Origin of the sequence: Curtobacterium sp. C2H10 (genome assembly GCF_025407985.1) — a bacterium.
Lineage (GTDB): Bacteria > Actinomycetota > Actinomycetes > Actinomycetales > Microbacteriaceae > Curtobacterium.
The window spans coordinates 1-19,464 of the sequence record NZ_JABXGF010000012.1 but is presented as its reverse complement, the minus strand read 5'-3'; the positions used below and the strand labels follow the sequence as shown (position 1 = coordinate 19,464).

Genomic DNA, 19,464 nt, shown 5'->3' with positions numbered 1-19,464 from the left:
CCGCCCCGCCGGCTGCGACGAACGGGTGGCGGGGTTCAGCGCGCGGTGCCGTCGGCCCCGCTGGTGCGGCCGGTGTCCGCGTGCTGGACGACCCAGCTGTGCATGACGATCGCCGCGGCCGCCGAGGCGTTGATGCTCCGCGTCGACCCGAACTGCGTGATCTCGAGGTGTCCGTCCGCCCCGGCGACGGCCTCGTCGGTGAGCCCGGGTCCCTCCTGCCCGAACAGGAACACGCACCGTTCCGGGATCGGCGCCGTCTCGATGCGGGACGCCCCGGGGGTGTTGTCGATCGCGATCACCGGGCGGCCCTCGTCGCGCATGGCCTCGAGGAAGGCGGCGACGTCGGGGTGGTACCGGACGTGCTGGTACCGGTCGGTGACCATCGCGCCGCGCTTGTTCCACCGACGGCGCCCGACGATGTGCACGGTGCCGGCGAGGAACGCGTTGGCGCTCCGCACGATCGACCCGATGTTGAGGTCGTGCTGCCAGTTCTCGATCGCCACGTCGAACGCGTGGCGGTGCGTGTCGAGCTCGGCGACGATGGCGTCCATCGACCAGTAGCGGAACCGGTCGACGACGTTGCGGGTGTCCCCGGTCGCCAGGAGCTCCGGGTCGAGTCGCGGGTCGTCCGGCCAGGGCTCGGGGTGCGGCCCGACCCCGTTCGTCGTCCGCTCGTGGGACGGTTCGGGGACGGCGGTCACGCCCCCAAGCGTACGGCGGGGTCGCCGGTCACCGGATCCGGGACTCGATCCCCGCGATGAGGACGTCGAGCCCCAGCGCGAACCGGTCCTCGTACGAGTGCGAACCGAGGATCTCCGCCACGAGCTCGTGCCGCTCCGGACGACCTGCCGCGGCCGAGCCCCGGCCGACCTGCACGCCGGTGTGCCCGACCACGAAGTCGTACACGACGAAGAACGCGTACATCGCCTCGGCGTCGGGCAGGCCGGCCGACCGGAGCGCACCGACGACCTTCGCCACGACCGCGTCGGACTCCGTCGACACCAGGGCCCCGCGGCGACTGTGCGACTCGAGCACGAGGGGGTGGGTCAGCATGAGGTCGCGGAAGGTCGTGGCGAACGTCCGGACGACCGCGTGCCACTCGTCCGGCCAGACGAACGTCGCGGTGAACTCGTCGACCGTTCGGCGGACGAGCTCGGCGTGCAGGTCGTCGAGGCCGCCGATCGTCCGGTGCACGGTCATCGGCGCGACGCCGAGCCGGACGCCGAGCGCGCGGAAGGACAGCCGGTCGAGGCCGTCCTCGTTCGCGATGGCCGTCGCGGCGTCGATCACCTGCTCGCGGCTGAGGACGTTGGGGCGGCCACGGCGCCGTCGCGGAGTCGCCTCGGCCTGCTCCGGCGCCGTGACGGGCCGGGGTGCGACGGGCGGGGTTCCGGGTTCGACGAGCACGGGCGTCCTCCTTCTTCCAGTACGTGTCCCGAAAAGCCTAGGGCAAAGCCGAGCGGCGTTCGGTGTCTCGACCATCTCGGGTCCGCGTCCGGCGCGCGGGAGCCGATCCGTGCCTCCCGGCCTTCTCCGAGCCGACGCCGAGCCGGGCCGTCACGGGCGCGCACTAGGGTGAGGGGCATGGCAACCCGCGACGAGGTCGAGTGCTGGCTGACCGACATGGACGGCGTGCTCGTGCACGAGAACCAGGCGCTCCCCGGGGCGCCGGAGCTGATCCAGCAGTGGCTCGACGAGGGCACGGAGTTCCTCGTCCTGACGAACAACTCGATCTTCACCCCGCGCGACCTCAGCGCCCGGCTCCGCTGGTCCGGCATCCACGTCCCCGAGGAGCGCATCTGGACGAGCGCCCTCGCCACCGCCGACTTCTGCAAGTCCCAGATGCCCGGCGGCTCCGCGTTCGTCATCGGCGAGGCCGGCATGACCACGGCCCTGCACGAGGCCGGCTTCATCATGACCGAGACCGCCCCCGACTACGTCGTCGTCGGTGAGACCCGCAACTACTCGTTCGAGGCGATCACCAAGGCCGTGCGCCTCATCCGCGACGGTGCCCGCTTCATCGTCACGAACCCCGACGCGACGGGCCCGTCGGCCGAGGGGGTCCTCCCGGCGACCGGCGCCATCGCCGCGATGATCGAGAAGGCCACCGGCAAGCAGCCGTACGTGGTCGGCAAGCCGAACCCGATGATGTTCCGCTCGGCGATGAACCGGATCGGCGCCCACTCCGAGAACACCGGCATGATCGGCGACCGGATGGACACCGACGTGCAGGCCGGCATCGAAGCAGGACTCCACACCGTCCTCGTCATGACCGGCATCAGCGACCAGGCCGAGATCGACCGCTACCCCTTCCGCCCGAGCGAGGTCATCTCCGGCGTCCACGAGCTCGTCCGCACCGAACCCTTCGAGGTGGAGCTGTAGCGATGCGCTGGGACCCGTCGCGGTACGCCGCCTTCGCGGACGACCGCGCGCGGCCCTTCCACGACCTCGTCGCGCAGATCGCGTGGCCGGCGGGTGCGGGCCAGGAGGCGCCACGTCGCGTCGTCGACCTCGGCTGCGGCCCCGGGACCCTCACCGCCACGTTGGCAGCGCGGTGGCCTTCCGCGTCGGTGGTCGGGATCGACAGCTCGGCGCAGATGCTGGCGTCGGCGCCGACCGGCCCCGGATTGTCGTTCGAGCTGGGCTCGATCGAGGACTGGACACCCGGCCCCACGGACGACGTCGTCGTGACGAACGCGGCGCTCCAGTGGGTGCCGTCGCACGTGTCACTGCTGCCGCGGTGGCTCGACGCGATGCCGTCCGGGTCGTGGTTCGCGATGCAGGTGCCGGGCAACTTCGGGTCGCCGTCGCACGCGCTCATGCGGTCCGTCGCCGCCTCCGGGCCGTGGGCGCCGGCGTTGGCCGGTGTCCTCCGCGAGGACCCGGTGCTCGACCCGGCGGGCTACCTCGGCATCATGCTCGACGCCGGGTTCGAGGCCCGCGCGTGGGAGACCACCTACGCCCAGATCCTGCCGGGCGTCGACCCGGTGCTCGACTGGGTGCGCGGGACCGGGCTCCGTCCGGCACTGCAGGCGCTCGACGCGGCGGACCCGTCCGGCGCGTCGACCGCGGCGTACGAGGCGGAGTACGCGGCGGCGCTGCGGTCGGCGTACCCGGCGGGGGCGCACGGCACGGTGTACCCGTTCCGGCGGGTCTTCGCCGTCGGCCGCAAGCCCTGATCGCCACCCCGTGATCGCCGCTGCCCATCGGGCGCGGCAACGCGTTGCCACCTGGTTGCTCGACCGCGTCGCCGCCACCAGACTCGGAACTCCTGATACATCAGATTGGAGTTCCACGATGAAGCGAATCCTCTCGGTCGCCGCGGTCGGCACGATGGCGCTCGGCCTCTCGGTCGCTGCACTGCCCACCGCCGCGTCCGCCTCGGTCCCCGGACCTCGGGACCCGTCAGCCCCCGGCTGTTCGACGACGACGATGGTCGCCGACCACCTGAAGGGCTGGGTCCACTGGACGATCGAGTGCACCGAGGCCCGCACCGTCGTCGTCGACGCGACGGCGTTCTCGGGCACGCCCGACGACCACGTGATCGTGGACGAGCAGCAGGCCTCGCGGTTCGTCGCCGCGGGCGAGACGTGGACGGACTTCGTCAGGCTGCCGACGGCGGGGGTCGACCAGTTCCGCGCACAGGCGGTCACGTTCGTCACCGCGGACCCGTTCGAGCGTCCGGCGATCATCGGCGGCGCCACCGGCTGATCGCCGCCGCTCGGCGCCCTACTCGACCGTGACGAGGGTGCCGAGCGGCAGGGCGTCCACCGCCGCCACCGCCTCGGCGTCGAGCCGCACGCAGCCGTGCGACACCGCGCCCGAGGTCGTCGCGTTCCAGTGCAACCCGATCAGCCCGCCGTCGTGCCCGCCGTACGGCTCGTCCGCCGCGCTCGAGTGCAGCGAGGTCAGCTGGATCGGGTGGTCGCCGGTCCCCTGGGCAGGGTCGACGTACCGCTGCTCGAGGTAGCCGGTGACCCCGGTCGGCGTCGGGGTGTCCGCCGTGCCGACCCCGGCGCGGAACCGCTGCACGGCCCCGCCGTCCGACGAGACGATCGACACGGACTGGTCCGTCGTCGAGATGACGACGCGGGAGGTCGGGGTCGACACCTCCCGGAGCGACGCCACCGGTACCCACGCCGAGGTCTGCGCCGCCGCCGATCCCCCGGCGGCCGAGGGCAGCTGCTGGCGCGCCGGGGTGAGGACACGCTCCCAGTCCCCGTCGCGCTCGACCCCGACGACCGTGGTGGGCTGCCGGAGGAAGTCGGTGGCGGCGAACCGCGCGACCGGTGTGGTCCGCGCTGCGCCGAACAGGGGTGCGTCGGCCCGGAGCTGGAACACGGTGTCCGAGGTGATGGTCCGGTCGAACGGCATGAGCCCGCCGATGACCGCCGAGTACTGCGCCTCCGGCAGTGCGGCGAGCGCGGCTGCCCCGACGTGCGGCACGGCCGGGGCAACGCGGGACCGCGTCGCCGACGCCGACGGGACGGGCGCCGAGGCGACCGGGGTGGACCCGAGCAACGGGACGGCGACCGCCCCGGCGAGGACGACCGCGGCAGCGACGCCGGTCGCGGTCCAGAGGGTGCGTGTGCGCATGGGGGGTGCTCCAGGGGTGACGGGAACGGAAAGGCGGCCGGCGCCGCCGCACGGGACGGACGCCGGCCGGCCCGCGATCAGCCGGAGACGACCGGCAGGTGGATGCCCGTGCCCGGGTCGACGACGGTGCCGGTGCCGCCGCTCCCGGCTCCCGCGCCACCGGTGCCCGTGCCCGACCCGGCAGCGGCCGGGGTCACCGTGATCGCGAGCGGTGCGACGAGCGCCGAGGCGCCGGAGGCGTCGACCACGTCGATCGTGTGCGCTCCCGTGGCCGTGCCGGCCGGGATGGTGACGCTGCCGGACACCGTGCCGTCCGCCGCCACGGTGAGCGTGCCCACCGTGACCGGGGTGGAGTGCAGGACGACCCGGACCGAGGCCCCCGGGGTGAACCCGGTGCCGGCCAGCGCGAGCGACCCTCCGGCAGCGACCGAGGTGCCCTTCGGCGCCGTGAGGACGCCGGTCACGACGCGAGCGGTGCCGCCGGTCGAGAGGACCTTCGCGGTGCCGTCGGCCGACACCGCGACCGTGGCGCTCGTGGCGGCGGCGAGGTCCAGGCGCTCCCACGAGCCCGCGGCCGAACCGGACTGGTCGAGCGGGTAGCCCGACGCGATCTCGGTCTGGGCGAGCACGGCGGTGCGCTGCGCGTCGGTCAGGGTCGGGAACGCGGTGAGGAGCAGGTTCGACGCACCGGTCGGCACCGAGGGGGCGAGCCCGGTGGTGCCGGTCGCCGCGAAGCCGTAGGTCATCCGCTCGCGGTAGACCGCCGCGGCCGAGGCGCGGTCGGTGACCACCTGGGCGGTGCCACCGGGGATCGCGGCCCCGCCGTACGGGTCGTCCGAGTACGCCGTCGAGTGGGCGATGCAGTTCGCGAGCGTGTCGCCGCACTGCTGCTCGAGGTACGAGACGAGTTCCTTCCGCGCCGGCTCGAGGACCTCGGTGCGGTACTGGGTGTCCGACCAGCGGGCCGCGAGTGCCGCTTCGCCGTCGATGCGCCCGCCCATGATGTCGAGCGGGTAGTGGACGCCGAGCACGATGCGGTCGTTGCCGGCCTCGGAAGCGCGGGCGAGGAGCTCCGGTGCCAGCTCCGGCACGAGCGTGGCGAGGGTGATGCCCGCCTGGTACGCCGTGGTGGTGTGACCGCTCGGGTACGAGCCGCCCGTGCAGATGCCGGCGGTGCCGTACCCGGGGTCGAGCACGACGTCGTTCGGCGAGAACTCGTGCGACGTGTCCGTGGCGACCGGCACCCGCGTGATGTCGAGCGTCCCGTCCGCCGATGCCCAGGCCTTGCCGGCGCGGTTCGCGGCGAGCGACGACGCGTTCACCTTCGCCGGGGCGCAGCCGGTCTGGTCGTCGGTCGCGGGCAGCGTCGCGGTGCTGCTCGCCGGCAGGTACGGCCGCGGGTAGCTGTAGTGCGCCTTCGCGTCACCCGTGCTGACGTACGCGCCGCTCGTGCCGTTCGAGGAGTTCACCACCGCCGAGGTCAGCGGCAGCTTCCCGGCGTTCCGACCCTCGACGTAGATCTTCTCGAGTGCCGGACCGAGCCCCTGCGACACCGTCATCGACTGGTCGTAGGCGGTGTTCGTGGCGTTCTGGTACTCGGAGTCCTGCAGCGCCTTCAGCTGCTGCGCCTTCGTGGCGTGCTGGTTGATCCACGAGGTCAGCCGGTCGTTCTCCGCCAGCGTCCCGGCATCGAGCACGGTGCCGTGCAGGTCGTTCGTCCCGCTCGACTTCCAGTACTGGTCGTACCCGCTCAGCAGGGAGACGAGGTCGGGCTTGGCGGTGTCGCTCGGGTACCCCGCCGCGGTGGCGACGAGGGGCGAGCCGACGACGAGGGCGGTCGCGACGGCGGCGACGGTCGCCCCGCGGAGTGCTGATCTGTGCATGCGCCGAACGCTAAGGACGGGTGGTTGCCGAGCGGGGAACGGTGCACCAAGCCGAGGTGAACCGGACCGCAGCCTGTGCGCACTCGCAGCCCCGCGCCTCCCGTCCGTCCGTCGTCACCACACGGCGGACTGGGCCCACGCTCGCCGGTCCCTGGACGACGCGTCAGCGGCGGTCAGGCCGTGCCGAGTGGGGAGAGGCGGGGCTCGTCGCCCAGCACCGCGTACGCCCCCATGGGCGGCACCGTCCGCCACCGGCGCCGCAGGCGGCGCGGCCGGTCGTCCCGCCAGGCGATCACCCCACCGGCGACGACCCCGAAGGCGAGGACCGCGAAGGACAGCAGCCCGATCACGCCGACGACGGCGAGCTTCGACGGGTCCTGCACGTCCGTCGTCGCCGAGAGGCCGATCGACCCGAAGTCCCAGAACGCGTGCAGCAGCACCGGCAGGAGCAGGTTCCCGGTCAGCCGACGCGCGACGTAGAGCGTCGAACCGAACGACGCCGCGAACACGACCTGCACGAGCGTCACCCCGAGACCGGCCCCGGCGAGGGCGTTGAGCAGGTGCAGCACCCCGAACAGCGCGCACGACGCGATCCACACGCCGAACTCGGGCAGGCGCCGCCGGAGCCCCACGAGCAGGACGCCGCGGGTCATCAGCTCCTCGAAGACCCCGACGAGCAGCACCCCGACAGCGAGCAGCAGGAAGTAGCGGACCGGCAGCGCCGACCAGTCCACGAGCGGCAGCCGCACGATGCACACGACCACGATGAGGATCGGCGCCACCATCGTCCACCGCAGGCGCGTGCGCGTCGGGTCGACGGTCGCGATGCGCCACCAGCCGAGCCCGGTCACGACGAGGCAGAGTGCGACGGCGGCGATGCCCTCCGGGACGACGAGCGACCGGACGACGCTGTCCACCGTCTGTCCGAGAGTCGGGTAGTCGTCGCTCGGCCGGGCCCGCCAGGCGCTGACGGCCGCGAACACCACGAGCGGCGCGAGGCCGACGAGCAGCGACGGCGGAACGGGCCAGCGGCGGCGGCGGGAGGAGTCGGCGGCGGTCACCTGCCGTTTGTACCATTGGGGCATGCGCTTGCCCTCCCTGTCCACGATGGCGGAGGACTACGTGAAGCTCGTCTGGAAGGCGAGTGAGCGCGGCGGGACAGGCCTGGCCACCCGCGACATCGCCGCGGCGCTCAAGGTGTCCGCGTCGACGGTCTCGGGCAACCTCCGGAAGCTCGACCGCGACGGCCTCATCGAGCACACCCCGTACTACGGCGTCGTGCTCACCCCGCTCGGCCAGCAGGTCGCCGTGGCGATGGTCCGGCGGCACCGGCTGATCGAGACGTTCCTCGTGCAGCGGCTGGGGTACTCGTGGGACGAGGTCCACACCGAGGCCGAGGCGCTCGAGCACGCGGTGTCGGAGACCTTCCTCGACCGGGTCGACGCCGACCTCGGGCACCCGACGCACGACCCGCACGGCGACCCGATCCCCCGCGCGGACGGCACCGTGCCGGACTCCCCCGGGACCCTGCTCGGGGCCATCGAGCCCGGGGCGTGCGGCACCGTCGACCGGGTGTCCGACGACGACCCCTCGCTGCTGCGGTACTTCGACGAGCTCGGGGTCGGGCTCGGGACGCACCTGCGGGTGGAGCAGGTGCGGGACTACGCGGGCGTCATCGCGGTGTCCCGGCGGTCGTCGGACGGGTCGGAGTCCCTCGTGGACCTGCCCGCGGCGGCGGCCTCCGCGATCTGGCTCGCCCCCGACGCCGACTGACGCCCCGCGCCCGCCGCTCGCGGCCGCGCCGCTCGCGGCTGCGCCGCACCGCGGTCGCACGACATGCCGCTCACGTCCGCCGAGATCGCACGAAGCGCCGCCCGCACGCCCGCCATCCGGCAGAACACGCGACCTCGGCGCCGCGCGCCCCCGCCGCACGCGCCCACGCACGCCGCGCGTCAGCCCCGCAACACGGGGGACGACGCCCGGCGGAACGGCGCCGTGACCGTCGGCAGGATCTCCCGCCGGTTGATCCAGAACACCACGACCGCCGCCACGAGGTGCACGATGCTGAGCACCCACCGCCCGTTCGTGTCCGTCACGAAGAACTGCACCGCGAACAGCGCCGCGAGCCCGATCGCCGACCACCGGTGGAACCGCAGCGCGATGATGATCGCCACGCCGAGCACGGTCTGCGACGCGGTCAGCATGAACTCCTCGACCTGCCGACCGTCGAGCGGCAGCCCGCCCGAGGTGCCACCGCCGAGCACGTGCGCGATCGGCAGCGACCCGACGAGCAGCGACCACTGGTTGACCTTCGATGCGATGAGCGTGCCGATCGCCGCCCCGCCCATCCCCCGCAGCGCGAAGAGCGCGGCGACGATGAACTCCGGCGCCTCCGTGGCGAGCGGCGCGAGCCACTGCACGAGGAAGTAGCTGTCGATCCCGAGCGCGCTGCCGGACTGCACGAGCGCGTCCGCGAACGGCTCCGCCGAGGACAGGATCACGGCCGCGGCGACGACGAACAGCGCCACGATCGTCCAGCGACGCCCACGCTGCGGCATCGAGGCGATGTTTTCCGCCATGCCGACCATCTCCTCCTCGTCGTCGTCGCCGTCCTCGACCTTCGACGCCCGCCAGAGGTACCAGACGAACGCGGCGAGCAGCACGAACCCGAACCACATCGGGATCGAGCCCATCAGCGGGATGAGGAACGCGACGAGGGCCAGGAGCGCCAGGAACCCGATGTCGAGCCGCGAGGACCGCTCGAGCTCGAGCACCCGGGTGGCCGAGGCGGGGAGCGACCCGGTCCGGACGAACCGGCGCGCCACGAGCAGCGAGATGATCACGACGAGAGGCCACCCGAACCCGAGCAGCAGCCGGTTCGAGCCGGTCATGTTGGCCGCGGCGAACTGCTCGTACGAGGGGTCGTACCCGGAGCGGAACGCGTAGTACAGGTCGACCGCGTACTCGGGCAGCACGGCGATCAGGGCGAGGATCGCGATCGCGAGGGCGCCGGCGATGTCCTTCTGCGCGGCCTCGGCGGCCCAGGCGAGCAGGAACGAGGCGGCGACGACGGCACCGCCGAAGACGAGCAGGTCGACGACGGGGTTCGGCGCGAACCCGCCGATCCGGAAGACGACGGCGGGCAGGGCGATGGCGATGCAGATCGCGATGCGGCCCCAGGCGCTGGCGCCCATCCGGGACGCCACGACGCCGGGCGTCGGAGCAGACAGGGTGTCGGTCATGGTGGTCCTCGTGGTCGAGCCATGACGCTGCACACACTCGAGCGGCTTCGGCCATGGCGGAACGGCCGAAGGTCTCGCTCGCCTCGAGGGCCACGTGCACCGGGCCGATCGTCGTGATGGCCAGTGTGTCGATGCACGCGCTGGGAGCTACTCCCCTTCGCCACCACCTTGGCGCGCTCCGATCCGCGTGCGCAAGCCGATCCGGCCTGTTCGGCATCCCGAATCCCGGTGTTCCCCGACCCGCCCCGGAACGGCCTGGAGGCGCGTGGCGGCGCCGCACCGCGCCTCCCGTCCGTCCCCGGGTCGCGCCCACCGCGTTTCGTGCGCAGAAACGGTCGGGTCGCCCCCGCCGACTCGACCGTTCCTGCTCACGAAACGACGCCGCGCGGCGGCGCGCGGTGCGCGCGGCGCGCGCTACCCCTTCGCGGAGCGGGTGCGGCCGAGGGCGACCTCGCGGCGGGCGCGCTCGACGGCGAGGGCACTCGCGGCGTCCGGGTCGCGGAGCAGGCGGTCGACCTCGGCCACGTGCGCTCGGACGTCCTCCGCACCGCGCGCCGAGGCGTCGTCGAGGACCGGTCGCACGGCGTCCTCGCCGAGTGCGACCAGGGCACGGGACAGACTGAGCCGGGTCTCCTGGTCGCCACGGCCGAGGTGCTCCGCGAGCGTCCGGGCGAGGGCGTCCCGCTCGGCGTCCGGGACGAGTGCGGCCGCGGTGCGCCAGGCCGCTCGGAGGACCCCGACGTCGGAGTCCCGCAGCAGGGGTCGCACCGACGGCCAGACCGCGGGGTCGCCGATCTTCGAGAGCGTGTGCAGCGCCTGGCTCCGGGCCTGCGGCAGCGGTCGGTCGAGCTCGGGCAGCACCCGACGGACGACCGCGTCGGCGGGGAGCCGGATGAGCGCCCACGTGAGCATGTCGCGGACGAAGAAGTCCGGCTCGACGGCGCACTGCTCCACCAGCGCGTCGAGGTCCGCCGGGTCCGGGTGCGTCCCCGCGGCCATGACGGCGCGGAGGCGAACGGACGAGCGCGGGTCGGCGAGTGCGGTGGTGAGCGCGGACATGGTCCCATGCAAGCGCACCGTGCTGCGTGACGTCCGGAGACCGCCCGCCAAGGGTCGAGGCATAGCGTGGGCGGGTTCGTTCGACACGACCACGAAAGGATCCCCATGCCCCGCATCGGTACCAGTGACCTCACGGTGTTCCCCCTCGCCCTCGGCGGCAACGTCTTCGGTTGGACGGCCGACGAGCAGACCTCCCACCAGGTGCTCGACGCCTACACCGCGGCCGGCGGCGACTTCGTCGACACCGCGGACGTCTACTCCGCCTGGGCACCCGGGAACTCCGGCGGCGAGTCCGAGCAGGTCATCGGCTCGTGGCTCGCGACGTCCGGCAAGCGCGACGACGTCGTCATCGCCACGAAGGTCTCCCAGCACCCGCAGTTCCAGGGCCTCTCCGCCACGAACGTCGCCGCGGCCGCACGCGCGAGCCTCGAGCGGCTCGGCACCGACCGGATCGACCTGTACTACGCGCACTTCGACGACGAGTCGACCCCGCTCGAGGAGACCGTGCGCGCGTTCGACCAGCTCGTGCGCGACGGCCTCGTCCGGTACACAGCCATCTCGAACTACTCGAAGGAGCGGGCGGCGGAGTGGATCCGCATCGCGCGGGAGAACGACCTCGCCCTGCCCGTCGCGATCCAGCCGCACTACAACCTGGTCACCCGCGAGCCGTACGAGTCGGACATCGCTCCCCTGGCCGCCACCGAGCACCTCGGGGTCGTTCCGTACTTCTCCCTCGCGGCGGGCTTCCTGACCGGCAAGTACCGCACGAAGGAGGACTTCGCCGGCAAGGACCGCGAAGGCCAGGTCTCCGGCTACTTCAACGAGGCGGGGCTCGCGGTGGTCGACGCCCTCGCCACGATCGCCCAGGACCGCGGCACCGAGGTCGCGACGGTCGCCCTCGCGTGGCTGCAGGCGCAGCCGGACGTCGTCGCGCCGATCGCCAGCGCACGCAACACCGAGCAGCTGCCGGCACTGCTGGCGTCGGCGGAGCTGGAGCTCAGCGCCGACGAGCTGCGGACCCTCTCCGACGTGTCGGGGAAGGTGTCGGCCGCGGCCTGACACCGGCGCGGTCGACCCGGGACGACATCACCGACGTCGTACGACCTCGGTGATGTCGTTCCGGGTCCGCCCGGCCCGACCCCTCACGCGCTCGGCGCGACCGACCCCGTCATCGTGTCGCCCGACGACCGGGTGACGAAGCACGAGATGAACGTGTCCCCCTGGTCCCACGTCGCCTGGTCGGGCGCGTAGGAGCCCTGGACCTGCACATCGCCGTACGCCGCCGCGGCCGAGGCGTTCAACGCCGCCGAGGTCTGGCACTGCTCGGCCGCCTGGGCCGCGAGCGCGTCCGGCCCGGGCCACTGGTTCGCCGAGACGGGCAGCCGCGCGGTGAGCTGGGCGACGTGCGGCGTCTGGCAGTCGACGACCGTGTAGGTCTGCGCCCACGCGTTCGTGAACGGCGACAGGCACTCCCCGCCGGCGAGGTCGGTCCACGCGTGCTCGCCCGGGGCCGCCGGCGTCGTCGCGAACTGCAGCGTCTCGAGCGAGGTCGATGCCGACGAGGGCTGCGACGCCGCGGCGGACGGCGTCTCCTTCGGGGTCGCCGCCGACGACGCCGAGGCCGCCGAGGTCGACGTCGGCGCCGGCGTGCGCTCCTCGATCGAGTTGCCGAGGATCCACCGCGTCAGCGCGAACACGGCGACGAGCAGCACGACGATGAGCGCGACCGAGCCCCAGATGAGCAGCCGCTTCCCGCGCTGTCCCTCGTTCCGGAGCTTGGCGAAGCCCTCGTTGATGAAGTTGTCGCGGTCGCCCCCGCCCGCGGAGGCCGACGGCACCGGCGCCACGGGTGGCACGGGCGTGCGCTCGGGCGCGGGTGCGTGCGCCGGCGTGGCACCGACGGCCGGCATCATGCGCGTTCCGGTGTCGTGCGGGTCGTACCCGGTCCCACCGAGCTGCCCGACCGCCTCGGTCCCGAAGAGGTCCTTGATCGCACTCGTGTCGCTGGTCTCGCGACCGTCCCACTCGGACTGGTCGAGGTCGTCCGGCGCGGCGGCCGGGAGCGGTGCCGGCTCGTCGCGCTGCGGCGCCGGCTCGTGACCGCGGATACCCATCACGGCGTCGAGGTCCTGCCCGACCGCCGGAGGCAGGTGCGCGGGGTACGCGCTCGGCTCCGCTTCGGACGCGGCCGGTTCGACCAGCGGCGGGGCAGCCGTGGGCGGCACGGTGCCGTCCGGCTCGGCCCACCACGGGCCGCCGGCGACGGGCAGCGCCGTGGTCGGTTCGTCGGCCTGGAGGCGCGGCTCGTCCTCCGGCGCCGCCGTCGCGTCGTCGGGGCGCCCGGGCTCCACCGCCGTGGTCGGCTCGACGACGGGCGTGCCGCCGACCGGGGTCGGCAGTGCACCCGCGACGACGTCGTCGTCCGGGTCGTCCGCCAGGCTCCACGAGCCGCCGGCCAGCGCCGTCGTGTCGAACGCGTTCGTGGTCAGGGTCGCCGGCACCTCGCCGGCCTCGTCGTCGCGGATCGCCCAGTCGAACGGGCGCTCCTGCCCGCCGGTGCCCTCGCCCTCGCCGTCGGCGATGCGGAGCAGCTCCGTGAAGCTCGGCGGTTCGTCGGTGGCCGGCAGGACGTTCTCCACGCCGACCGGCTGCGGCACGACGGGGAACGCAGGGGCAGCGGGCGCGTCGGCCGGCTGCGAGCCCGTGGCCCGACCGAGCCAGTCGACGTCCTCGCGTCCGGCGCCGAACGGGTCGGTGCGGCGCCGCTCCTCGTCGATCGCACGGTTCTCGGCCGCACGCTGGTCGCGGTGGGACTGGGCGGTCGGCAGGCTGATCGACGACGGGTGCGGTGCGGTCGACGACGGCGGGACCGGGGCCGCTGCGGGGATCCGGTCGGAGAGCGTGGCCCGCTCGGCCTCGGCGTCGGCCTGGGGGTTCTCGGACGGTGCCTCGAGCTGCTCGGGCATCGAGATCGCCTGCGTGGAGTCGTCCTCGGCGGACGACGCGGACGACGCGGACGACGCGGGCGATGCGGGCGACGCGGGCGACGCGGGGGTCACGGGCTCGTCGGACACCACCGGCTCGAACGGGTCCGGCAGGGGTGCGCCGGTCTCGCGCGCGGTCTTCTCCGCCTCGCGCCGCTCACGGCGCGAGGGCCAGTCGTCCGCGCCCCGCGGCGCACCGAAGATGTCGGCGGCACTGCGGAGACCGTGGAACGGAGCGTCCGGGGCGGAGTCGCGCCGTGCCTCCAGTCCGTCGTCCCCGTCTGCGGGACCGGCGGTCTGGTCGGGCTCGTGCGCGTCGTCCGGACGCTCCTCGGTCACGCGCTCAGCCCCAGATCAGCCAGCCCGATCGCCGCGAAGTACGGGTACCCGGCAGCCTCGATCTTCTCCTTCGCGCCGGTGTCGCGGTCGACGACGACGGCCACGGCGGCGATGATCGCGCCCTCGCGCTCCAGTGCCTCGGCGGCCTTGAGCGGCGAGCCGCCGGTCGTCGAAGTGTCCTCGAGCACGATCACGCGCTTGCCGGCGAGGTCCGGCCCCTCGACCTGCTTGCCGCGGCCGTGGTCCTTCGGCTCCTTGCGCACGACGAACGCGTCGTAGGCGAGTCCGCGGGCGGCGGCCTGGTGCAGCACGGCGCTCGCGATGGGGTCGGCGCCCATGGTCAGTCCGCCCACGGCGGCGACGTCCGGTACCTGGCCGATGAGGTCGGTCATCACCTGACCGATGAGCGGGGCGACACGGTGGTCCAGGCTCACCTTGCGGAGGTCGATGTAGTACGTCGCCTTCTTCCCGCTGGTGAGGGTGAAGTCTCCGTGGAACACCGCTTCGTCCGTGATGAACTGGATGAGCTGGTCGCGCGCGTCGGTCACAGCCCACAAGGGTAGCCGGTCGTCCCCGCAGCGCGCTGCCCCGTGTGGGTGGGGTGCGCTGCGAGCCACGCTCGGTACGCTCCGGTCATGTCCTCCGACGCGCGCCCGGTCAGCGAGGTCGTGCGTCCGACGGGCGGCTCGCGGTGGCGCGCGCGACGGCTCGCGGTCGGCCAGGAGGCCCTGGGCGCCCTGGTCGCGCTGGCCTTGGCCGTCATCGCCCTGCGCCACGTCGTCGCGACCTCCAGGGTCGCCCTGCTCTGGTACGACGGGGACTCGGTGCTGCTGCCGCTCGTCGAACGGTCGATGCAGCTCGGGCAGCCGTTCGAGTGGGCGATGTCCCCGGCGCTGTTCTTCTTCCCGGAGCTGCCGGTCTACCTCCTGTGCTCCCTCGTGACGGCCACGCCGCAGCAGGCGCTCGCGCTGAACGGCGTCCTCGTGCTGCTCGCCGTGTACGCGCTCGTCCGGGCCGCGGCGAACGAGCTCATGCCGGCGGCCCGGCGGTCGGCCCGGATCGCGGTGTCCGCGGTCGCCCTCGGGTTCGTGACACTCCTGGTGCTCACCGAGTCGTCGGCCACCGCGACCTCGTTGGAGCTCGCGTCCCTGCTCCTCACGACGACGTACTACTACGGCGCGGTGCTGGCGATGCTCGGCACCGCGGTGCTCGTGCTCCGTGCGGTGCGGCTCGGGCGGGCGTCCGTCACGGTCCTCGTCGTGCTCGGCCTCGTCGCCGCGTGCACGACGGCGTCGAACCCGCTGTACGTCCCGTGGTCGGCCGCCCCGGTCGTCGTGACCCTCGTGCTCCTGGCACTCGCCCGCCGGCTCCCGTGGCGTCCGGTCGGGCTGCTCGCTGCGACGCTCACCCTCGGGTCCGTCGTCGGGTACCTGCTGCGGATCCCGCTGCGGCCGTTCGTGTCCCTCGACCCGTCGACCTACGTCCAGCCGTCGCGGGCCGGCGAGACGCTCGGGTTCTTCGCCGCGCTCACCGACGACCGCGCGGGGTCGGCGGCGGGCGACGCGGGGCTGCTCCTGCTGCTCGTGGGGGTGCTCCTGTCGGTCGGCGGCACCGTCTGGGCGTGGCGGGTCCGGACCTCGCGGACCGTCCTCGTCGCCCCAGCGCTCGCGCTCGTCACCGTCGTGGCGGTGTCGGTCGGGGTCGTCGTCGCGGGTTCGGAGACCCCGCGCTACCTCGAGCCGATCGTCACGGCACCGCTGCTCGCCCTGGTCGCGGTCGCCGAGCTCGCCCGCACCGCCGTCCGACGGACCCAGGTGCACCGGCCGCGACGCGGCATCCGGGCCGTGCTCGCCCTCGCGGCCGCCGGGGTGCTGCTCGCCGGGACCGCCACCGCACCGAGCACCGCCCGCGCGGTCGCACAGGCGCGGTACGACCCGGCGGCCTGCCTCGACCGCTGGGCCGACGGGCGGGACGTCGTCGGGGTCGGGCAGTTCTGGACGATCCGCCCGCTCGCCACGTACGCGTCCACGAACGTGCAACTGCTGCAGGTGCGGGACACGTTCGCGACCTACCCCTGGCTCGTCGACCTGGGGGCCTACCGCGACGCCGCGCCGACCTTCGTGGTGATCGGGTCCGGCGACGTCTGGACGACCGCCGTCGAGGACTCGCTCGGCCCGCCCGCGACGATCACCCACTGCACCGGGTTCGACGTGTACGACTACGCCGGGACGTCGGGCGCCGCCGTCCTGCAGCGGGACGTCGTCGACAGTGCCGATGCCGTCCGGCGGGAACGCGGCTTCTGAACGCCCGCCCTGCGAAGTTGTCCACAGCCGCGCGGCGACGGCCGATCGTGCCTGAACGGATGTATAGGCTCGTGCCCGTGACTCGTCCCACCAGCCACTCCCGTCCCCGTGCCGCCGTCCGACTCCGTCTCGCCGCCACCGGCCTCGCGCTCGCGGGCCTCGTCGGCACGGTGGTGTTCGACGCGCCGGTGGCGAGCGCGGCGACCTACCCCTCGTGGGACGAGGTCATGGCCGCGCGCGGGCAGGAGTCCGACAAGCAGGACCAGATCACCGAGATCCGCGGCATCATCTCCGGGCTGTCGAGCAAGGTGAAGGCGGCCGAGGCCGAGGCCGAGCGCCTCGGCACCGAGTTCTTCGATGCGCAGAGCGAAGCGCAGGACGCCGCCGAGAAGGAACAGCGGCTCCGCGCCGACGCCGACGACCACGCCGAGGTCGCCGAGCAGAGCGCCGCCCAGGCGGGCCAGTTCGCCGCCCAGATGGCCCGGTCCGGCGGCGCCGACGTCACCGCGTCCGTGATCTCCGGCGGCCAGGACGCCAGCGACCTCCTCTACAACCTCGGTGCGCTCAGCAAGCTCTCCGAGCAGGCCGAACGCGTCGAGGCCGCAGCCACCGCCGACGCCGCAGTCGCCCGGTCCCTCACCGCGCAGGCCGACCGTGCGTCCGAGGCGCTCGACGACCTCGCTGCCGAGGCCGAGCGCCGCATGCAGGCCTCCCAGGCCGCGGCGGACAAGGTACAGGCCGCCTACGACGAACAGCAGACCAACAAGGCACGGCTCGACGCCCAGCTCGCGACGCTGACCTCCGGCCGGGTCCGGACCGAGGCCGAGTTCGCCAAGGGCGAGGCCGTGCGCAAGGCGGCGGAGGAGAAGGCCGCGCGCGAGGCCTACCTCCGGGCCATCGCCGCCCAGAACGCCGCGAACGCGGCCAACGCCGGCAGCGGCGGCGGGGGTGGCGGTACCGGCAGCAGCGGCTCGGGTTCCAGCGGTTCGCCGGGGTCCGGCTCGGGGACGGGTTGGGTCCGTCCGGCCAGCGGGTACGTGATCAGCCCCTACGGGTACCGCGTGCACCCGATCTACGGCACCGTGATCAAGCACGACGGCGCCGACCTCGCGAGCGGGTGCTCGACGCCCATCGTCGCGGCGGCGGCCGGCACGGTCGACTACGCCGGCTGGTACGGCGGGTACGGCAACTACGTGCGGATCAGCCACGGCGGCGGGGTCCAGACGGCCTACGGGCACATCGTGAACGGCGGGTTCCGGGTCAGCCCCGGCCAGCAGGTGTCGGCCGGGCAGCTGATCGCGCTCGTCGGCTCCACCGGCAACTCGACCGGCTGCCACACGCACTTCGAGGTCCACGTGAACGGCGCCACGGTCGACCCGGTGCCGTTCATGCAGGCGCGGGGCGTGGCCTTCTAGCCGTCCCGTCCGGCATCCGGTCCGGCGCTCGTCCCGTCGGCGGTCTCCGTGCCGGACGCGGTCTCCGTGCCGGAAGCGGTCTCGATGCCGTCGTCGTCCAGGTTCCACAGCGCCCGGTACCAGGCTGTCCGCTCCTCGTCGACGGGCAGCCCGTACGCCTCGTGGAAGAGTCCGTCCCACCCGGGGCCGTAGTTCCACCCGAGCGCCATCGTCGCCACGCCCAGGTCCGCCCAGCGGTCGGCGATGCCGAGGGCGTCGAGGTCGACGTGCCCGGCGAACCGGCCGTCCGCGCCGATCAGGGTGTTCGGCGTGCACGGGTCGCCGTGGCACACCACCACGCGGTCCACGGGCGGCTCCGGACCGAGCGCCTCGGGGTCGGCACCGGCAGCGCGGGCCCGTCCGGCCCGCTGCACGGTGGACCACTCGAACGGGCAGTCGAGCACGGGCAGGGTGTCGTGCAGCGCCCGCAGTCCCTCGCCGGCCGCGATCACGGCCGTGCGCGGTTCGTCGTGCCACCGGGGGTCGACCGCGCTCCACCCCGGCAGCGCGCGGGTGCGGAGCCAGGCCCCCTCGTCGTCGACCCCGTGGTCGAGGAGCTCCGGGACCCGCGCGTACCGGGAGGCCCAGGTCAGGCGTGCGGCCTCGCCGACGATCCACGGCGCGTAGGCGTGCGGGAGCACCTTGACGTACTCCTCGGCCAGGCCGTCCGCACCGATGCGGAACGTCCGGCCACCGATCTCGTTGACCCACACGGCCTGCACCGGACGACCCCGTGCGACGCCACGGACGACCGCGGGCACCGCGACGGCACCCCGCGCGCGGGACAGTCCGTCGATCGAGCGCGGCATGCCGACCTCAGTGCACCCGGTCCGTGCGGCCGGAGCCCGCGCCACCCCGGGCGATCTCGAGCAGGACCGGCAGACGGTCCCCGAGCAGGGCGTCCAGGTCGGCGACGATGTCCTCCACCCCGGACGTGATGTCGCGCGGCGAGGCTCCGCGACGGGGTCGGACGCGGATCCGGATCGCCCGGCTGCCCCGGACCCGGAACACGTCGACCGCGAGCGAGCCCACCTGCGGCATGGCACCGATCGCCGACGACAGCGCGTGCTGCACCGCAGCGGCGTCGATCCGGACCGAACCGGCGACCCCGCCGGCGGACCCGTCGTCCTCGACCACGGTGCCGACCCGACCGCCACCGAGCGTCGACAGCACCACGATCGCCAGGACCCCGAGCACCACCGCGCCGCCGAGGACCCAGGTCCACGCCGTCACCGATGCCTCGCGCGGGGCATCCGCACCCAGGGCGTCGAGCACGCCGGCACGCTCGTGCCACGCCGTGGCCGCCCACGGCAGCGTCTGGACGAGGATCGCCCCGACGCCGAGCACGAGCAGCGCGAGTCCGACCAGCACGAGCGTCGTCCGTCCGACGACGCGGTTCGTGGCGTTCATCCGTCCACCCGTCCGGTCGGCTGCACGCGGACCCGCGCGGTGACGCCGGGCTGCGCGTCGATCGCGGCGAACTCCGCGGTCACGGCGTCGGTCGCGGCGACCGCGGGGACGTCGGCCCCCGCGGGCGGGCGGAGCACGACGTCGACCGTCCGACGGCCGACGGTGCCGACGGCCGCGTCCGGACCGAGCCGGGT

General features: G+C 73.8%; 19 protein-coding genes. 7 read left to right on the top strand and 12 right to left on the bottom strand.

What is annotated here, in order from left to right; translation table 11 throughout:
- Positions 1–35: 35 nt before the first annotated feature.
- A complete protein-coding gene (locus HWD93_RS07165) occupies positions 36–701 on the bottom strand; it encodes a TrmH family RNA methyltransferase (protein WP_261646454.1) in 666 nt (221 codons plus the stop codon).
- A gap of 28 nt (positions 702–729) precedes the next feature.
- Positions 730–1,407 (bottom strand): TetR/AcrR family transcriptional regulator C-terminal domain-containing protein, encoded by a 678-nt coding sequence (locus HWD93_RS07160; RefSeq protein WP_070417041.1) that lies wholly within the window; start codon positions 1,405–1,407, stop codon positions 730–732.
- Between the two features lie 177 nt (positions 1,408–1,584).
- On the opposite strand from HWD93_RS07160, the gene HWD93_RS07155 reads away from it, so the two are divergent.
- The 3 genes from HWD93_RS07155 (at position 1,585) to HWD93_RS07145 (ending at position 3,711) form a co-directional block, all read left to right on the top strand.
- Positions 1,585–2,382 carry an HAD-IIA family hydrolase gene (locus HWD93_RS07155; protein ID WP_070417042.1) on the top strand — a complete coding sequence of 266 codons (798 nt, stop codon included), beginning with the start codon at positions 1,585–1,587 and terminating at the stop codon, positions 2,380–2,382.
- 2 nt (positions 2,383–2,384) lie between these two features.
- Complete coding sequence (locus HWD93_RS07150) at positions 2,385–3,179, top strand: methyltransferase domain-containing protein (protein ID WP_261646453.1); 795 nt, start codon at positions 2,385–2,387, stop codon at positions 3,177–3,179.
- Between the two features lie 118 nt (positions 3,180–3,297).
- Positions 3,298–3,711 (top strand): hypothetical protein, encoded by a 414-nt coding sequence (locus tag HWD93_RS07145; RefSeq protein ID WP_261646452.1) that lies wholly within the window; start codon positions 3,298–3,300, stop codon positions 3,709–3,711.
- An 18-nt stretch (positions 3,712–3,729) separates the two neighbouring features.
- Here HWD93_RS07145 and HWD93_RS07140 read toward each other — a convergent pair whose 3' ends face one another.
- The 3 genes from HWD93_RS07140 to HWD93_RS07130 form a co-directional block, all read right to left on the bottom strand.
- A complete protein-coding gene (locus HWD93_RS07140; protein ID WP_261646451.1) occupies positions 3,730–4,596 on the bottom strand; it encodes a L,D-transpeptidase in 867 nt (288 codons plus the stop codon).
- A 77-nt stretch (positions 4,597–4,673) separates the two neighbouring features.
- A complete protein-coding gene (locus HWD93_RS07135) occupies positions 4,674–6,479 on the bottom strand; it encodes a phosphatase PAP2 family protein (RefSeq protein ID WP_261646450.1) in 1,806 nt (601 codons plus the stop codon).
- A 173-nt stretch (positions 6,480–6,652) separates the two neighbouring features.
- Complete coding sequence (locus HWD93_RS07130) at positions 6,653–7,540, bottom strand: CPBP family intramembrane glutamic endopeptidase (RefSeq protein WP_261646449.1); 888 nt, start codon at positions 7,538–7,540, stop codon at positions 6,653–6,655.
- Positions 7,541–7,562: 22 nt separating this feature from the next.
- Here HWD93_RS07130 and HWD93_RS07125 point away from each other — a divergent pair, with 22 nt between their 5' ends.
- Positions 7,563–8,252, top strand: a complete 690-nt coding sequence (locus HWD93_RS07125; protein ID WP_071294437.1) for a metal-dependent transcriptional regulator — start codon at positions 7,563–7,565, stop codon at positions 8,250–8,252.
- 179 nt (positions 8,253–8,431) lie between these two features.
- On the opposite strand, the gene HWD93_RS07120 is transcribed toward HWD93_RS07125, so the two are convergent.
- Together HWD93_RS07120 and HWD93_RS07115 are read right to left on the bottom strand one after the other, a co-directional pair.
- Positions 8,432–9,721, bottom strand: a complete 1,290-nt coding sequence (locus HWD93_RS07120; protein WP_261646448.1) for a sodium:proton exchanger — start codon at positions 9,719–9,721, stop codon at positions 8,432–8,434.
- Between the two features lie 414 nt (positions 9,722–10,135).
- A complete protein-coding gene (locus HWD93_RS07115) occupies positions 10,136–10,780 on the bottom strand; it encodes a HEAT repeat domain-containing protein (RefSeq protein ID WP_261646447.1) in 645 nt (214 codons plus the stop codon).
- Between the two features lie 105 nt (positions 10,781–10,885).
- Here HWD93_RS07115 and HWD93_RS07110 point away from each other — a divergent pair, with 105 nt between their 5' ends.
- Positions 10,886–11,839, top strand: coding sequence for an aldo/keto reductase (locus HWD93_RS07110; protein ID WP_261646446.1), 954 nt, complete (start codon positions 10,886–10,888; stop codon positions 11,837–11,839).
- Between the two features lie 83 nt (positions 11,840–11,922).
- On the opposite strand, the gene HWD93_RS19440 is transcribed toward HWD93_RS07110, so the two are convergent.
- Complete coding sequence (locus HWD93_RS19440) at positions 11,923–14,103, bottom strand: septum formation family protein (RefSeq protein WP_261646445.1); 2,181 nt, start codon at positions 14,101–14,103, stop codon at positions 11,923–11,925.
- On the bottom strand, positions 14,100–14,651 hold the full coding sequence (gene pyrE / locus HWD93_RS07100) for an orotate phosphoribosyltransferase (RefSeq protein ID WP_022905654.1): 552 nt from the start codon (positions 14,649–14,651) through the stop codon (positions 14,100–14,102). The genes HWD93_RS19440 and pyrE overlap by 4 nt, the downstream gene beginning before the upstream one ends.
- 87 nt (positions 14,652–14,738) lie before the next feature.
- Between pyrE and HWD93_RS07095 the strand changes: the two genes are divergently transcribed.
- The gene (locus HWD93_RS07095; RefSeq protein WP_261646444.1) at positions 14,739–16,406 is read left to right on the top strand and encodes a hypothetical protein; all 1,668 of its coding nucleotides are present in this window, start codon (positions 14,739–14,741) and stop codon (positions 16,404–16,406) included.
- A 77-nt stretch (positions 16,407–16,483) separates the two neighbouring features.
- Positions 16,484–17,821, top strand: coding sequence for a M23 family metallopeptidase (locus HWD93_RS07090; protein ID WP_139201829.1), 1,338 nt, complete (start codon positions 16,484–16,486; stop codon positions 17,819–17,821).
- Here HWD93_RS07090 and HWD93_RS07085 read toward each other — a convergent pair.
- From HWD93_RS07085 to HWD93_RS07075, 3 genes are all read right to left on the bottom strand, one after another.
- Complete coding sequence (locus HWD93_RS07085; RefSeq protein ID WP_261646443.1) at positions 17,818–18,669, bottom strand: aminoglycoside 3'-phosphotransferase; 852 nt, start codon at positions 18,667–18,669, stop codon at positions 17,818–17,820. The genes HWD93_RS07090 and HWD93_RS07085 overlap by 4 nt on opposite strands.
- Before the next feature lie 7 nt (positions 18,670–18,676).
- Positions 18,677–19,270: a hypothetical protein gene (locus tag HWD93_RS07080; RefSeq protein ID WP_261646442.1), complete on the bottom strand. Its 594-nt coding sequence runs from the start codon at positions 19,268–19,270 to the stop codon at positions 18,677–18,679.
- The coding region (locus tag HWD93_RS07075; RefSeq protein ID WP_374115149.1) for a hypothetical protein at positions 19,267–19,464 on the bottom strand (198 nt) is incomplete at its 5' end. The genes HWD93_RS07080 and HWD93_RS07075, both read right to left, overlap by 4 nt.

What these genes read in the sequence shown, in the direction of transcription:
- HWD93_RS07135 (WP_261646450.1), bottom strand. Translation starts at nt 6,479, where the DNA reads ATGCACAGATCAGCACTCCGCGGGGCGACCGTCGCCGCCGTCGCGACC.
- HWD93_RS07125 (WP_071294437.1), top strand. Translation starts at nt 7,563, where the DNA reads ATGCGCTTGCCCTCCCTGTCCACGATGGCGGAGGACTACGTGAAGCTC.
- HWD93_RS07110 (WP_261646446.1), top strand. Translation starts at nt 10,886, where the DNA reads ATGCCCCGCATCGGTACCAGTGACCTCACGGTGTTCCCCCTCGCCCTC.
- HWD93_RS07080 (WP_261646442.1), bottom strand. Translation starts at nt 19,270, where the DNA reads ATGAACGCCACGAACCGCGTCGTCGGACGGACGACGCTCGTGCTGGTC.
- HWD93_RS07120 (WP_261646448.1), bottom strand. Translation starts at nt 9,721, where the DNA reads ATGACCGACACCCTGTCTGCTCCGACGCCCGGCGTCGTGGCGTCCCGG.
- HWD93_RS07115 (WP_261646447.1), bottom strand. Translation starts at nt 10,780, where the DNA reads ATGTCCGCGCTCACCACCGCACTCGCCGACCCGCGCTCGTCCGTTCGC.
- HWD93_RS07140 (WP_261646451.1), bottom strand. Translation starts at nt 4,596, where the DNA reads ATGCGCACACGCACCCTCTGGACCGCGACCGGCGTCGCTGCCGCGGTC.
- HWD93_RS07150 (WP_261646453.1), top strand. Translation starts at nt 2,385, where the DNA reads ATGCGCTGGGACCCGTCGCGGTACGCCGCCTTCGCGGACGACCGCGCG.
- HWD93_RS07155 (WP_070417042.1), top strand. Translation starts at nt 1,585, where the DNA reads ATGGCAACCCGCGACGAGGTCGAGTGCTGGCTGACCGACATGGACGGC.
- HWD93_RS07145 (WP_261646452.1), top strand. Translation starts at nt 3,298, where the DNA reads ATGAAGCGAATCCTCTCGGTCGCCGCGGTCGGCACGATGGCGCTCGGC.
- HWD93_RS07085 (WP_261646443.1), bottom strand. Translation starts at nt 18,669, where the DNA reads ATGCCGCGCTCGATCGACGGACTGTCCCGCGCGCGGGGTGCCGTCGCG.
- HWD93_RS07095 (WP_261646444.1), top strand. Translation starts at nt 14,739, where the DNA reads ATGTCCTCCGACGCGCGCCCGGTCAGCGAGGTCGTGCGTCCGACGGGC.